Here is a 14,102-nt window from a genome sequence, read left to right as displayed (position 1 = left end):
TTTTGAGTTAAAATAAAAAACCATCCTGCTGAATTAAACAAAATGGTTTAAGCAAATGTGATATTAGGCATTTTACCTTTTAACGTTGCATCTACAGTTACTGGAATACGTTCTGTAATAACTTTTGCCATTTCATAACCCCCAGCAATGTGATCTCCATCAGTTACATCGTAAGTATGCTTAAGAATCACTGAAGGATTTTCACTTCCATCAGCACCTGTAGCATTATAAGGAACATACTTTCCACTTGCCATTTTTGACATTGGCTGTCCTTTTTTTACAATCTTTTTGCCATCTGCTGCAGTAACTGCAGATGAATCTATAGTAATTCCATTAACTACTTCACGAATTACTTCATAGCTTGCTAAGATTTCATATTCGTCTTGTGTTTCAAACTTTGTAATTGTTTGTAAACGCATAAATTATTCCTCCTTTTAAAATTATGCCCACGGATTATTCGCGGACGTTTGTTTACTACCACGACTAGCAGCAAGTTTTTTAATATCTTCAAGATCCTTTTGAGAACCTCCAGCACCGCCATTATTAGGTACAGTAACACCAAAAGCCCCATTTGTAGTTTGTTTCAAAAGGTGAGGTTTTTTCTTTGCTAATGCTTCAAGAGCCTCTTTTACGCCAACAATATTACCTTTATCATCCTCTTTTACTTCTGTTAGATCAGAGAGAGCTAAAGCATCTTCCCAATCAGCGAACCCGAGTTCATTCGCAAGTAACTTAACCTCGGAATTTACTAATCTTTTAAACGTCTTATCACGTTCTTCTCTCAATTTTGATTCTAGTAAAGCATCAACATCGATAGGATCATCTTTCTTGTCCTTATCTTTTTCCTTTTTGTCTTTATCCTTATCATTATCTGGATTTAGGGAAGCAAGCATTTCCTCAACAGAATCATAACCTAGCTGTGTCGCTAGTTCTTTTTGACCTTTCTTTTCCGCACGACCAAGGCGTTTGTTTAGATCTTCTTTAGATTTAAATGTAGCAAATGGTTCATCTTCACCTGATCCAGCACCTTCACCACCTTCTCCTCCGTCTCCACCTTCTGAGAAGAATTGTAGATTTAAAGGTAATAAGGTCGGTGTTTGTTTAACCTCTTTTTCCTTGGTAAAGAGTAACCATATAAACATAAATAAAGCTTTTAAATACTTCATAATTAACCTCCTAGTTTTAAGCCTTAGTTGGCTAGTTCCTCTTGTTCTTTATCGTGTCTACAATGAGTAAAAAGACAACCTATAACACTCAAAATTGAGTGCTATAGGTTAATTGTTAATCATTACACCTCAAAGCTTGGCATATATATTATTAAAAATTAAAGGAGAGATGAATATTGCCTATAGTAACTTTATTGGAACACTTAAAAAACACACAAAAAAGATGTAACATTGGCACTAATTCTGTAACACTAAAAAATGTCGCAGTTGATTTGTACGATATCAGTGAAAATTCACTTTTAATTTTCACTGATCAGAATCACGAAATTCAGATCGACATATCTGACTTTAAAGAAATCGCATTTGATGCAATTGTATCGAGGCCTACCTCAAGTATTGATATGCAGAGATGCTTACGTAAGCTTTCAGATAAGGGGAAATATAATGCTTACCTGAGAAATAACAAAGAAAAATATATTTTGGATTTTTATCATATACCAGCCGATTATTGAAGAGTATCCTTATACGGATCCTCTTTTCTTTACCTCTCCACCTATTATACGGAAGTCAACAAGCCATTCTCGGTACTTTTTAGTTTTCCTAGCCTTATGACTAGCAAAGGTCCTTAAATCGGGTAAATGGGGCATTCTAGCCTTATAACGAATCCACTGTTTACGAGTCTCATTCCTCTTCGATTTATCACGCTGAATTTCTTCATACTTCTGAATGTTCTTTTCTGTTCGATTGTCGGTGAAAGTTCGATTAGAATCCTTTAAGGCATCCTCAATATCTTCTTCATCCTGATATTCTTCTACCCAAGCAGAAGTACTGTGAACACAATGCCCATGGTAAGGAGGTCTTACAGTAAGTGCTGGGAATCGTTTGTCTTTGCCACTAATACTGTAAACTCTACCTTGATACTTAGCACACATTTCACAGGTGATCCCCACTAAATTCACATAAACAAGATCTTGATCGTTCTCAATCATCCGATTAATTGAACCATCTACATGTGCTTTTCGTTGATTATACTGAATTACGTTAGCCATATAAGCTTCAGCAGGCATAACAGCACCGTTTTTGTAAACCATTCCGGTTATCCCTTGTTTAGCTAGGTCAGCTATAGCATCTTTAGTTGCCTGTCTACGTGATATACCCTGCAACAATGACTTCTCATTTGCTATCTGTACAACTTCCTCAATGCGCTCTTTAACATCTGTTGACATGTAATCAGTCGCTTCAAGAATACGGTAAAAAGTCTCGTTAACAATCTCTTGGACTGCATGTTCATGTATTGCTGATTTCAAAGAAGATTCAACCTCTGTAATTCCTTGTTCAATTAGTTGATTAATAACTTCGTTTGAACCCTCTTCATATGATTCAGTTACAATTTCATTAGAAAGACTAGAACTTTCTTCTTGAAGCTTCATTAAAATTTCCTGTACATGGTATAAGATTTGCTGTACGCGACGTTTAGCAATACCATTTTCTAACTGGCGAATTTGCGATAAGAGATCCTCATTAGCTTTGGTATACATCTGAATAAGTTTCTCTGTCTTTGTCATTATGACTCACCGACATTAGCTTTAGGTGGTTGAGTAAATGTTGGAGAAAAGCTGTCAGTTGCTTGCTCCTCTTGAATCTTTTCAACCTCAGCTGCTATTGCTTTCTCAGACCATGAAGGGTGAAGATTACGAACAGTGGTTTCAAGTGACTGCACGCCTTCTGAATACTTCTTAATTTCTTCATCAGCAACTTCACTTTCTGCTTTTGGTAACATATCTTGCCACTCAATTACTGGGTCAGAAGCTGAATAATTAGTACCACCTAAAGCATTTTCAAGTATGATGCACTTTCGTAATGCATCTTTAATTGCTATATCAAACTTATCCCTAATGGCTTCAGACTTGATAACTGATTGAATCCACTCATATAAAATAGCAATTGCTGAACGCCCACCAGTATCATTATCCATACCAGCTGCTTGTAAGGAAGTTTTAGAAATTGCTAACATTCTATCTATTAAACTCTTAACGTGGTTAAATGACTGTTCTGTCTTGGCGTCCCACGTAATGTACATTGGTACAGCACCGTTTTTCTCGTCATAACTAACAACCTCAAGATCAGCATTACGAACAAAGCGTTCACCATAATACTTTTGATTCTTGTTGGCCACATTATCCCAAAGTGCTCTAGGGATAGCTAATTTTGGTTTTCCATGCATCTCAAATACAATCGAATCACGTGTAATGGTCCAGTTTATTTCTTCCTGAATCACGTCGATATTACGAAGGCCCGAACGGCCACGGGGGATTAATAACGTCTCGTCGTTAGGAACAAAACCACACATCAGCTCACCAATACTTTCAAAGGTCTGATTATCTGGAATAGCAAGGTTAAACTGTACAGCGTAATCCTTGATATCAATTTCTTCTTTTATTGAATCCTCTGACATTGAAAAAACTAATTGTTGAATAGATAATTGATTATCTTCTATCCGTTGGCGCTCAACTCGTAAATAATTTTCTTTTCCTCGGATTTCAATCCATGCAATATCTGCTCCAGGTCCATCTTCATGTTCAAAGTAAAGATCAGCTGGCTTCCATTCAAACCAGGTACCTTTAACATCACGCCTAATACGATAAGCTACACCACCGTCTACTTGATGTTGAACAACAGCCGACCATATTTTTTGATTAAGTTTAGATTTATAAGAGACATTTTGGACAAATGTAAGCAGTTCCTTGTCATTCTCAGTATCTGCAGATACATTTCCCAATGAACGATTAATTAAATCAGCTGGTAGTTCTGCAATTACAGAAGCAAAATTGATAATGACGTAATGATGAACTGCATGTTTTTGAGCTAATTTATCTGCATTATATTTGTAATACTTGCGTCTAGATTTTCGCAAATCGCTTTTAGTTATCTGCCCTTGCTTAGCTAACTCTTGAGCTCGAGGGAAAATATTCTCATGGTTTCCTTCATAAAGATCACGAAAGTACTGCATTTGCTCTACTTCAACGTCAAATGGTGGTGGTGGGAATTTCTCTTTTAAATAAACGATTGTCATGATATCACCTCACTCTATCTACTTACCATCCAGATGGACGTTCGTTACTATAATTCAACTCAGGACGTCTTAATGGTTCAGCTGAATATCTAAGAGCAGCCATGGCATCATCAAACACTTCTACCGGTTCATCTAGATACAATCCAGTTTTCTTATCCTTTTTCCATGACCATTGCTGGATTTCTTTCGCTGTATTTACACAGGATGGATGGATGTATATTTTTCTCTGTTTCAGGTAATCAATTTGCGCTTGAACACTGCCAGGTTCTTTGACAACTGCAGACGCATTATAGCCAGCATTCTGCCACATTTGAATACGGTCAGGTTCAGCAGAATCACAATACATTCTTAGATATTTATCTAATCCGTATCTATCAGCCATTTCAATAATCTCACTAGTATCTTTTTCGTGAACATATATTTCATCACAGATATAAAAATTACCATCCCTCACACCTACTGTAAGAATGGCGTTTGCATGATTAAATCCAAAATCCTGTGAATGATGCATAGTATCAAACATTGAAAAGTCAGTATCAAACTCTTGAACAATGAAGTTCTTAAGAATAAGTCCTCCAGTTTCTCCCCAATTACCAAGGCCGTAAATTTCATAGCCTTCTGGATCCTGTTCTTTCCTCAACATCATCCTACGGTGATAAGCATCATCAATAAAACGATTTTGTAAGTACGTTGAATGATGTGTAAGAACATCAGGGTTTACGATATCGAAATACTTTCTTTTAATCCAATGTGTTGCAGATACCGGGTTGAATGTAAAAGTGATTTGGTAGTAAAGATTTGGATTAAGAAGAATTCCCCGTAAACGGTCATCGAGTATATCAATATCCGATTCTTGTAACTCTGTAGCTTCCTCCACCCATATCCAAACCAATTTACCATTCGCGAAGTTGATTGATTTTAGTTTCTCTCTATCTCGAGCATCATTTACACCACGAAAAATAACCTCGTTACCTGTAACGCGGCTTTTCAGGGATAAAGGAGATTGACGCATTTCCCAAAATTCTTCTGCTCGTTCTCCGTATATTCGGTTAATTGCTCCAGTTAATTCAGCGTAAGTGCTATTTCTATTCGTTTCATTTACTTTTCGGACACACAACATATTAGCGCCACTATATTTTGGATCACTAAGTTTTAAGATGAAACCTTGAGCAATGTTTACAGATTTCCCAGAACCAGCGCTTCCTCGTAAGGCACGGTAACGACGCTTAGTTTGATTCACTTCTTTAAAGTGCCTGTTGAACTGAACTTTTACAACGGTCATGAATCATCACCATAATCAATTTCTATTCGGAGAGTTTCTTTGCCTTGACCATTACTCAGTGATTGCACTTCTTTCTTAGCCTTCTCAATATTAAGGTTCATTTGCTCCAACTTAAGTCGTCTTTCGTCTTCAATGTGCGCAAGTTCATCAAATTGTTTTATTAAGCTCCTAAGCTCACTCATAGCTCTAGATTGTGCATTTAAGAAAGTAGCATGACGATCCCAAGCAAACTGTATTTCAAATTCCTCTTCTGTGGGAATTTGTTTCCACTGACCTTTTTTATCTGGATCAGGGACAACATCATACTTAGATTTCTTAAGCTCTTTAACCAGTTCATCTTTACCAGTAACAAACATAATCTGTTGCGCTCGAATGATAGCAGCATATTGAATCTGTATCTGATCATAAATTAAATCAGCTGCTGTTCTCTCTTGCATAGCTTCCATGATCTCTAATGTTTCAGATGGAATGAACTTAGAAAAGAAACCATGCTTTTCAGCTGCCTTGTTCCGTTTTGTAAATTGATTCTGAGGATTAGGATTGCCACTTCTCTTTCTAGTTGCATCCTCTTTTGGTAGGGTTGCAACCTTTTCTATTTTGGTTGCATCCTTTTTAGTGGGATCTCTTGACCATCCTTCACGACTTTTCCGGCTCTTTAACGTGCCTAATTTAATATCATGTTTCTCAGCTAATGCAGCAAGTGTAATTTTCGATGTTTCGAATTCTTTTCTTATTTCATCCCAATTCGGCATATCACATTCACCTGCCACCTCCGGATTTCGTTTATGTTTTGAAAGTATAAAATTAACTGGATAAGAGAAAATATAAACAATTAATAAATATATGAGGTGTTGTTTCATGACTATAAACATTTTTGCTGATTTTGATATTGAGTCTTTAATCTCAATTAAACCTGTAATAACTATATATTTTGTCATTAAGTTGCTGCTAGTTTTTAAGCGACTATATAAAAAAACGCTTTATACAAGTAAACTTAATATAAATCAGCTATTTACCACATAAAAAAAGCACCCACTAAGGATGCTTTGGTTTAAGCCTTTTTCAAGACTTCATATATAGTTCATATATAGTTTTAATTTTTTCTTTTAATTTACTCGACCAAGTGTTATTTGTATCCTTCTCGCTATCTAGACTAATTTGTTGTCCATCTTTTAAAGTGATTTCCAATCTAAGATAGAAGCGATCAGGAACAATTAATTTTACACTTCTTACCTCGTTATAAGCCCATGTTTGAACTTCTAAACTGTCATCAAGAATAGTAACTCTGTTAATGTGAGAATTAGTAAAGAAAAGTAAATTAAGTTTTTCATCTGTAAAAATTCCCTCTGGATAAAATACTTCATGATCATTTGAGAACGAAAGATCACTAATGATTGGTAAAGTATCTTCAATTAAGTTTTCGATTGGTTTTTGATTAACTTTCAAGTCACGATAGTGATTACAAAATGTTTTAAAATCCATATCCACAATTAACACTCCCTTTCCGTCTACTAATTTCGACAAAAGGGGATATTTTCCTCTTTGTTGAATAAAATAAAACCGAAGGTTATTGAACGAAGCTAGATCATCGGCCGTGTAACTAATCCGCGCCGACCTCCCTCCCATCTTACACCGCAACTTTTACAGATTTCAACTTTTGCAGAAACTGGTCTTTTTGGACTTTTTGGACTACTATATCAATTATTTCATCACGCATTTTTCTTATGGTGTCACGAGACATAGCTAAGTGTGCTGCTATCGCTCTGTAACTCATTCCTTCGATCATGCAATCGTATAAGATCCTGTGCTTATCATATTTAAACGAGTCTAAGGTATCTTCTAAGTAATGAATAACCATTTCGTATTTATACAATCGTCTCTCTCTAATATCCATCTGTCTTAACTCAGCCTGACTAATTCCACCGTTACCCTTAGGCATTGCTGATTCAATGCCATAGGTCGCTGTAAGTTTTTCCCCTCGACTTGCAGAGTTTAATAACCTATCCAAACGCGCTATTTCTCTAAGCATAAAATTATAATCTCTGATCCATTCCTCTACTTGCCATTTAATCATTTGCTCTGTCATTTATAAGCCCCACCTTTACCGCGTCTTAAAGTTTGCATGCTTGAACCCATCAAAAACCGCAAATCACTTTCAGAAAGCTTTTCCTGATTCTTAGCAGGTGGTTTTTTCTTAGTTTGTTTACGTTGCTCTTTCACTTCCATATGGTCCTTCTTCCACTCTTTCAACTGTTCCTGAAATGATTTCTGCATAAGCTTGTCCCCTCCTGAATAAAATAAAAAGAGGGTACAAATCACCACTACGAATTAATCGCAATGAATGAAATGTGCCCTCGGTTTTTCCGATAAGCTTATTTAATTTTCATCAATTTTTTTAATCAATTGATTTAGTTCTTCTAATACAAACCTTTTAAACTGTACATCCAAGTCTGTTCTCCCAACTAAATAATCTAAACTAACACAAAAAAAATCAGATAATTTAATTAAACTTTCGATACTAGGTTCTTTTTTCCCTAATTCATTGTAAGAAATGGTTGATTGATCAAATTCTAAAAGTGACGCTAATGCACTTTGTGTTAAACGATTTTTTTCTCTTAATTCTTTTAAGCGATTAGCAAAATTGTGCATAATTTCACCTACAGAGTTTTTTTATATAGTTATTCATATTTTATTTCAAAATTTAATGTCTGTCTCTAATTTACCGTGACATGGCTTACCACCTTGCCAATTAATAATTTGCTTTCCGTATCCAGCTGCAGGTGTAGGGACTACTTTAATTTCTCCATCTTTTACGATGTACGTTGCATTTTTCATAAGGTCAATTTCAACAGTCATTTTATTAATGTTTGTTTTCATCCAAACACCCCAATGGTAAAATATTATTTGCTTTTATGAATCTTTTTGATTTTTTTATCGTATATACTAATATCGAATCGAATCGAATCGAATAAGATTAGCATTCTATGAAAGTCAGGTTGCCGCCTGGCTTTTATTTTGTTTAAACCATATTTTGTTCAATCTTTGAATTTCCTCTTTATCACCATTCTTAAAGGCTCTTACTAACCGCCATTCTAAAGCATGTGGCATAGGTTATTACCTCCTTCTGTTTTCACGTGATAAATCTCTTGGCAAATCGTAACTGTTGCTCGATATAAGGATCGTGTTCATTACCTCCACTCGCAAGCCAATCACCAATGCGTTTATCAACATCTTTAAGAACTTCTAATGGAAGTTGATGTGCAATGTTATTTAATTCTTCTAAATAACTCAATTTATCTGGGCTCCTTCCATTTTTATGTGAATTGTGCATTAAACAATTTTTAATTAATGTATAAATTCGTTATGTTTTTCCAAAAATAAATTTAATTTCTTAGATTTTGTACATAACGAAATCAGTTATCATTTATTCCATAACTAGGAGACTTACATTGGTCTACATTTTTACTATTTCTTCATTAGTTATTAACATACTAATAATTCTGTTAGTACCCATTAAACTAACACGACAAGATATTTATATAACATGGATGTTTGTTACACTCAATGTACTTGCAGCTGATCTATTTTTTGGCGATGTATTTGATTTATACGATTTAATTGACCCTGGACCTCAAACATATGATTTATTTGTACAGATGACCTTGCCAGCTACATTTGGCATTCTATATTTAAACTTCATGCCAAAAAACAAAAAAAGTTTTATCTATTATCTATTGTTTTGGGTGATCTTTTCATCATTATATGAACTTTTATCCAGCTATTTTGGGTACGTTGTGTATAAGGGCTGGAAGCTTTGGTGGACTCCTATCTATTTCTTAATTACTTGTCTAATTACTCGTTGGCACTTTTATTTTGCTCGAAATAAAAATACTGGACATTAAATTTCGAATAATTTATTTACTCATTATGGCTCTGAATTTTGGCGAAGCCCGCGAAATGGACACTTTAACTTTTAAGGTACAGGGTCAAGATTCCAACTTCACCTTGGTTTTCACTTCCATGACCTTGTGCCGTTTTTTCTGCGAATTTCTACAATACAAGTGATTTTAAATAGCAATTAGACTTATTCATATAGTTATAACTAAATAACTTTAAACTAATATTTTTTTATAACATTACCCAGAATATAACTATCCTATTTCCCTTGCATCAAATAATTGTTTTTCTAAAATAGCACTGAAAACATTCAATTTTCTAACATATCTAATAAATATTGCCTAATACCTTAGACTTAGTTAATATCTTGTAGGGGCAGAGCTAAATTCAACCGTGTTTACAACTACTTCCTAAATTTATTAACTGAATTGGAGATAGAATAAAAATGTTTTTTTCAGTTTCAAATGCTTATGAAAAAAAAAGAAAAGAATTAAACAAATTTGCTACCTTAAGCACTCCTTTGACCTCAGAAGAAACTATACATTGTAGTAAACAACTTGATCACTTTATTAACCATTATCAGAATCGAAAAATTTCTAAGTTGAATATCCATGGAAGTCTAGAAGGTTACACTCTAACTCTTCAAATCGAAGGCGATTTAGATATGGTTACATCAGAAGTGTTATCGTCATATATAGAAACTAATAAGCATAAATGGAAAAGCGTCCAAGAATTAAATATTGATCTGGGTAAACTTAATTTCTTTGATACGTCTGGTATTCACTCATTGATTTTATTAATACTTGAAGTTAGAGATAGAAACATTTCAATAGAAAAAATCTGCACAACCAAAACTTCATTTGAAGTATTAAATCTTATGGGAATCCCTAATGCATTAAAAGAAATTAATTGTGGGAATTTTATTGCTATATAATATCGCTAAACGGGAGTCTCTTATCTTCCCGTTTTTTGATTTTTACTACAGTTTGTTCCTGAACGCACTTTCTATCAAAAGTCACTATTTGTGCGAATTGTGCATTAATGTTTTTGATGTTAATCTAGAAATAATTACATTAAAATTAAATATATATTTCTTATCTTACAAATAAATTAAAAGTCATACTCCAAGAACTTCACAAATTCAAAACTAATTGGAGGACAAATATGCTTGATTCAATTGAATTTTTCCTTTTTACAAGGGAAATTAATCGGTTAGTTGATGATCTAAGCCGATGTAATGATCAATCTATAAAAGATCAAATAAGAAAAGAAATTTACTTTTTAAACTCCATATTAGAGCAGCAAACTGTATAGTGTTAGTAAAATAATTACTTTAAAATGCTATAATAGAAATGGTTGGGAGTTTATAGCTCCTGGCTGGCTTTTTTTAACTGTTTATCTAGTGTTTATTAAAATAAACCATCCTCGTTACGTCGCAATTTATGTTGAGACAGACTTAATAAAATCGAAAATCTCTTTTTTGGTCTTAAATATGCAATAATTGAATATCATTAACTTGTAAAAAATAATAGCATATCACTGATCCATCTTGTGACTGTTATCGAATGATAACAGTTTTTTTAATTACTCAAATTTAGCGAATTGCGCAATAAATTTTTTATAACTTGTCCACTTTAACTTGTCCACTTTCGCCGAATAAGAAGTGTCCAAAATTATACTATAAACATTTGCAGTATAACTGGTGCTCCTTTTATTGGTACGTCCACTGTTTTTAACTTTATTACTCCTCTCCCCACTTCATAGCTTTCTTTAGGTTGCAATACTCCGTTTATAAAAAGGTTCATGTATGATACCTTTTTAGGGTCAAGGATTATTTGTTTTCCAATTTCTTTTACTCCGTCGTTTTCTTTATAAATTCTGCTAAATCCATTTGATATTGTATAAAATTCGAAAACCTTTACTTTTTTAGGCGAACGGTTATGCATTATTATTGAGGGTAATGTAGGGATATTTATTAATGGCCTTGGCGTCAATAAGTTTGTTTCTTTATTTTTCATTTACCATTCACCTCGTTAATTAATTGCATATCCTTACATTTTATAAATTTGACTTTAAAATTGTGCATAAATAATTTGATTTATATTCTTTTGGTCTAATCAACAAGTTGTTATTTTACATAATCTATATAAGGCGATCAATAAAGGTGGTGAAATTTAATTGGCACTTCAAATTATGAAACTTGCTATTACTGCTAGTTCTACTGTCGACACAGTTCCAACTGTTGAAAGATTCTTTAATGAAGCAGCTTCAACAGTTACAGGTCCAGGAACTTTAACAATTGCTGTTGAAGACTTCTTTACTGATACTGGAGCTGCTGCAACTACATTACCAGCTTTAGCTACTGATAATAGCTACTTTAATGTTTATGTTAATGGCGTATTACAGATGGATGATGTATCAGCCTATACCTCTGGTGGTACAGGAGTCGGGCAGCTAGTAATTACAGTTCCTGCTGGTTCAACAATAGAACAAAATTCTCCAGTGGTTCTAGTTGTTACAAACTTTGCACCAACATCAAACACTACAATTGTCACTTAATACCAGAGCCTCTGAATCTGGATTCAGGGGTTTTTACATATATGTTTTATGTCGCTTTTTCTTTCTAGATCGACTTTACATATGGCAGATCAACACCAGCTTTTTTCAACGAATAATAGGCTTTTTTATATTCCAAAAGCTCTTCGAATGTTTTCTTTAAGTACTCCGATTCGTGGTGGTAGGAATATAAATCTAGAATCGTGATTATTTCTTGCAATTTATCGTTCATTTCCTAACCGCCTTGCTATAAACGATGCATTTATGAGTGTAGATGTTGTATCTATGTTTCTTGTAAAATCTACATTGAAACCAGTGTTTAACCTTCTTCATGCTCTTACCTCCACTTAAATCGGTTACGCCAATCATGTTCGAATGTAAGAACCAAACCAATCAAAGTGACAATAGCGATAACAGTAAGTATTGGATCCATCATTGATTCCTCCTAAAACAGCAGCAGCTGTCCGTTTTCAGCACTTCTAAATTCAATTCCCTCGACAATATGATCGTTTTCATTGGTTTCAGTAACAATTTCCTCAAAATCAGTGAACCATTCAAGGGGAAAGCAGCCTTTAAATCGTGTTAATGCCTGATCTTCATACAAGTTACAATGAGTCTTTCTTGGCTTGATGTAATATTCTTTTAGCTCAAAGCTTGGATAGCCAACTTTACAATACATTTGAGCAAAATACACCTTGTCTCGATCGATGCCAGGCATGGCTTTTTCTTCTTCATCGATCAACTCAAAATGCTTTACTTGAAAACAACCAGTATGAGCACCTTCATTTGGAAACCTTGATACATAATAATGATCCGGTCCGTTAGGGAAAAGATAGTAACTTTCTCCTTTTTGTAAGACCACAGTGTTTTCGGTGTCTACACAAATACCTTGTAGCATTAACTCACCTTCCTCCACCCTGCACGTAAACGACTATTAAGATCATGCCTTTGTAAAGGTTCATAAAGGTGAACGGCTTGTCCATTTTCAAAACGAAAGAGTAAATACCATTTGCGCTTACGTTTTCGGCTTGCCAATCTTTTTCGCCCTCACTTTCTTTTGTGGCTTCCGTTTTAATTTCTTTAGCTCTTCTAGATCGATCCAGCCTCCAAATGCAAGCTCGTAGGTAATCAGAGATAGTTTATAAGGGTATTTCATTTCAAACAGCTTACGTTTAATTTTGAAAGCCTCAGTCTCTACTCCATTTACGTCCACTACCTCAATCGAGCCATCTAGGTTATGAATCTCAAAATCTGCGATATATTCAATCTTTCGGAAAGTCTTACCGTTCTTTTTGAATGCTTCCTGCAGTAAATATTTTGGTTGAAGCTTGAATGATTTAATTTGTTTGGCTTGTAGTAGCCATTTTAGCTGATCATAATACTTAGCCTCTTCTTTGCTATCGAATTTATGATTATCTACAACGACGATCTTGTTCCCATATTTTCTAGCAGGCATTATTCTTCAATTCCATTTTCAATTGATCTTCATCTGCATTGTCTTTTAATTTTTCAAGCTTTCTTTCGCAAACAGGAACAATACCTCTCACAATGCTTTTCTTGCTCTTTAACGGACGATTACAGATTGGACAGTTCATTCATCCTCACCCTTATACAATTCTTTATCGAACTGAGCCTTAACATTGATATATATCTGCTCCAAGTCGCTAAGGTTCAATTGGTACATCTGCTTATTATCAGGAGTTTTGAAATACCCCATTTTTAGCAATTCATTTTTCAGAAAATCTTTTCTTTGCTCAACTGCTTGTGAAAGCCTAGTTGATTGTGTATTCATCAGGTCACCCACTTTTCTGTTCTTTATAATCTTTAATACGGCCGAATAGCTTACGTTTTTCTTCTTCAAAGGCTGCAATCTCTTCTGGTGTAGCTTCACGTTTAAGTTGTTGATCTTCTTTACCAAGCCATTCAGGTTGTTGTTCAGTACGAATTGCTTTACCAAATCGATTAGGCGGACTAGCAATTGGTTTATTTTCAAGGTTAATTGCATCTGAAACGCTCTTAACCCCTTGTTTACGCCAAAAATTCAATTTGTTAAATACAAACCGCCAGGTTCTACCGTTACCACGAGCTGATAATGTTATAGCTTCTAAGATTACTTTTTGAGGTTCGT

General features: G+C 34.5%; 24 protein-coding genes. 5 read left to right on the top strand and 19 right to left on the bottom strand.

Annotated elements, in window-relative coordinates; translation table 11 throughout:
• Positions 1–47 precede the first annotated feature (47 nt).
• Together I7822_RS25830 and I7822_RS25825 are read right to left on the bottom strand one after the other, a co-directional pair.
• On the bottom strand, positions 48–419 hold the full coding sequence (locus I7822_RS25830; protein WP_207981939.1) for a head decoration protein: 372 nt from the start codon (positions 417–419) through the stop codon (positions 48–50).
• A gap of 21 nt (positions 420–440) precedes the next feature.
• Complete coding sequence (locus tag I7822_RS25825; RefSeq protein WP_243459686.1) at positions 441–1,166, bottom strand: scaffolding protein; 726 nt, start codon at positions 1,164–1,166, stop codon at positions 441–443.
• 176 nt (positions 1,167–1,342) lie between these two features.
• Between I7822_RS25825 and I7822_RS25820 the strand changes: the two genes are divergently transcribed.
• Positions 1,343–1,678: a hypothetical protein gene (locus tag I7822_RS25820; protein WP_207981938.1), complete on the top strand. Its 336-nt coding sequence runs from the start codon at positions 1,343–1,345 to the stop codon at positions 1,676–1,678.
• 9 nt (positions 1,679–1,687) lie between these two features.
• On the opposite strand, the gene I7822_RS25815 is transcribed toward I7822_RS25820, so the two are convergent.
• The 10 genes from I7822_RS25815 to I7822_RS25770 all read right to left on the bottom strand — a co-directional run bounded on the left by I7822_RS25815 (position 1,688) and on the right by I7822_RS25770 (position 8,813).
• Positions 1,688–2,731, bottom strand: coding sequence for a phage minor capsid protein (locus tag I7822_RS25815; protein WP_207981937.1), 1,044 nt, complete (start codon positions 2,729–2,731; stop codon positions 1,688–1,690).
• Positions 2,731–4,239, bottom strand: a complete 1,509-nt coding sequence (locus I7822_RS25810) for a phage portal protein (protein WP_207981936.1) — start codon at positions 4,237–4,239, stop codon at positions 2,731–2,733. Before I7822_RS25810 ends, I7822_RS25815 begins: the two co-directional genes overlap by 1 nt.
• 22 nt (positions 4,240–4,261) lie before the next feature.
• On the bottom strand, positions 4,262–5,521 hold the full coding sequence (locus I7822_RS25805) for a PBSX family phage terminase large subunit (RefSeq protein WP_207981935.1): 1,260 nt from the start codon (positions 5,519–5,521) through the stop codon (positions 4,262–4,264).
• On the bottom strand, positions 5,518–6,273 hold the full coding sequence (gene terS, locus I7822_RS25800; RefSeq protein WP_207981988.1) for a phage terminase small subunit: 756 nt from the start codon (positions 6,271–6,273) through the stop codon (positions 5,518–5,520). The genes I7822_RS25805 and terS overlap by 4 nt, the downstream gene beginning before the upstream one ends.
• 310 nt (positions 6,274–6,583) lie before the next feature.
• Positions 6,584–7,045 carry a DUF3908 family protein gene (locus tag I7822_RS25795; protein WP_207981934.1) on the bottom strand — a complete coding sequence of 154 codons (462 nt, stop codon included), beginning with the start codon at positions 7,043–7,045 and terminating at the stop codon, positions 6,584–6,586.
• Positions 7,046–7,148: 103 nt separating this feature from the next.
• Positions 7,149–7,607 (bottom strand): hypothetical protein, encoded by a 459-nt coding sequence (locus I7822_RS25790; protein ID WP_207981933.1) that lies wholly within the window; start codon positions 7,605–7,607, stop codon positions 7,149–7,151.
• On the bottom strand, positions 7,604–7,795 hold the full coding sequence (locus I7822_RS25785; protein WP_207981992.1) for a hypothetical protein: 192 nt from the start codon (positions 7,793–7,795) through the stop codon (positions 7,604–7,606). Before I7822_RS25785 ends, I7822_RS25790 begins: the two co-directional genes overlap by 4 nt.
• Before the next feature lie 102 nt (positions 7,796–7,897).
• Positions 7,898–8,170: a helix-turn-helix domain-containing protein gene (locus I7822_RS25780; protein ID WP_207981932.1), complete on the bottom strand. Its 273-nt coding sequence runs from the start codon at positions 8,168–8,170 to the stop codon at positions 7,898–7,900.
• A 45-nt stretch (positions 8,171–8,215) separates the two neighbouring features.
• The gene (locus tag I7822_RS25775; RefSeq protein ID WP_207981931.1) at positions 8,216–8,398 is read right to left on the bottom strand and encodes a DUF3954 domain-containing protein; all 183 of its coding nucleotides are present in this window, start codon (positions 8,396–8,398) and stop codon (positions 8,216–8,218) included.
• A gap of 253 nt (positions 8,399–8,651) precedes the next feature.
• Positions 8,652–8,813, bottom strand: coding sequence for a DUF6877 family protein (locus I7822_RS25770; RefSeq protein ID WP_207981930.1), 162 nt, complete (start codon positions 8,811–8,813; stop codon positions 8,652–8,654).
• Between the two features lie 157 nt (positions 8,814–8,970).
• Here I7822_RS25770 and I7822_RS25765 point away from each other — a divergent pair, with 157 nt between their 5' ends.
• The 3 genes from I7822_RS25765 to I7822_RS25755 all read left to right on the top strand — a co-directional run bounded on the left by I7822_RS25765 (position 8,971) and on the right by I7822_RS25755 (position 10,732).
• The gene (locus I7822_RS25765) at positions 8,971–9,423 is read left to right on the top strand and encodes a hypothetical protein (protein WP_207981929.1); all 453 of its coding nucleotides are present in this window, start codon (positions 8,971–8,973) and stop codon (positions 9,421–9,423) included.
• A 440-nt stretch (positions 9,424–9,863) separates the two neighbouring features.
• Complete coding sequence (locus tag I7822_RS25760; protein WP_207981928.1) at positions 9,864–10,352, top strand: Spo0E family sporulation regulatory protein-aspartic acid phosphatase; 489 nt, start codon at positions 9,864–9,866, stop codon at positions 10,350–10,352.
• 230 nt (positions 10,353–10,582) lie between these two features.
• Complete coding sequence (locus I7822_RS25755; protein ID WP_207981927.1) at positions 10,583–10,732, top strand: hypothetical protein; 150 nt, start codon at positions 10,583–10,585, stop codon at positions 10,730–10,732.
• A gap of 359 nt (positions 10,733–11,091) precedes the next feature.
• Here the strand turns inward: I7822_RS25755 and I7822_RS25750 are convergent, their stop codons facing one another.
• Complete coding sequence (locus I7822_RS25750; RefSeq protein ID WP_207981926.1) at positions 11,092–11,436, bottom strand: DUF4183 domain-containing protein; 345 nt, start codon at positions 11,434–11,436, stop codon at positions 11,092–11,094.
• Between the two features lie 160 nt (positions 11,437–11,596).
• Here I7822_RS25750 and I7822_RS25745 point away from each other — a divergent pair, with 160 nt between their 5' ends.
• Entirely contained in the window at positions 11,597–11,977 is a 381-nt protein-coding gene (locus I7822_RS25745; RefSeq protein ID WP_207981925.1) for a DUF4183 domain-containing protein, read from the top strand.
• A 64-nt stretch (positions 11,978–12,041) separates the two neighbouring features.
• Here I7822_RS25745 and I7822_RS25740 read toward each other — a convergent pair whose 3' ends face one another.
• From I7822_RS25740 to I7822_RS25715, 6 genes are all read right to left on the bottom strand, one after another.
• Positions 12,042–12,206, bottom strand: a complete 165-nt coding sequence (locus I7822_RS25740; protein WP_207981924.1) for a hypothetical protein — start codon at positions 12,204–12,206, stop codon at positions 12,042–12,044.
• Between the two features lie 213 nt (positions 12,207–12,419).
• Complete coding sequence (locus I7822_RS25735; protein WP_207981923.1) at positions 12,420–12,872, bottom strand: hypothetical protein; 453 nt, start codon at positions 12,870–12,872, stop codon at positions 12,420–12,422.
• A 117-nt stretch (positions 12,873–12,989) separates the two neighbouring features.
• A complete protein-coding gene (locus I7822_RS25730) occupies positions 12,990–13,430 on the bottom strand; it encodes a DUF1064 domain-containing protein (protein WP_207981922.1) in 441 nt (146 codons plus the stop codon).
• The gene (locus I7822_RS25725) at positions 13,420–13,569 is read right to left on the bottom strand and encodes a DUF6011 domain-containing protein (RefSeq protein ID WP_207981921.1); all 150 of its coding nucleotides are present in this window, start codon (positions 13,567–13,569) and stop codon (positions 13,420–13,422) included. The genes I7822_RS25730 and I7822_RS25725 overlap by 11 nt, the downstream gene beginning before the upstream one ends.
• Positions 13,566–13,766 (bottom strand): Fur-regulated basic protein FbpA, encoded by a 201-nt coding sequence (fbpA, locus tag I7822_RS25720; protein ID WP_207981920.1) that lies wholly within the window; start codon positions 13,764–13,766, stop codon positions 13,566–13,568. The genes I7822_RS25725 and fbpA overlap by 4 nt, the downstream gene beginning before the upstream one ends.
• Positions 13,767–13,770: 4 nt before the next feature.
• Positions 13,771–14,102 (bottom strand): DnaD domain-containing protein (locus I7822_RS25715; protein ID WP_372442229.1); only part of this gene is annotated, 332 nt, incomplete at its 5' end.

The organism is Metabacillus bambusae, assembly GCF_017497975.1.
In the GTDB taxonomy this organism is placed as follows: Bacteria; Bacillota; Bacilli; order Bacillales; family Bacillaceae; genus Metabacillus; species Metabacillus bambusae.
Note: the sequence above shows the minus strand (reverse complement) of the source record. Positions and strands in the feature narration are given on the sequence as shown.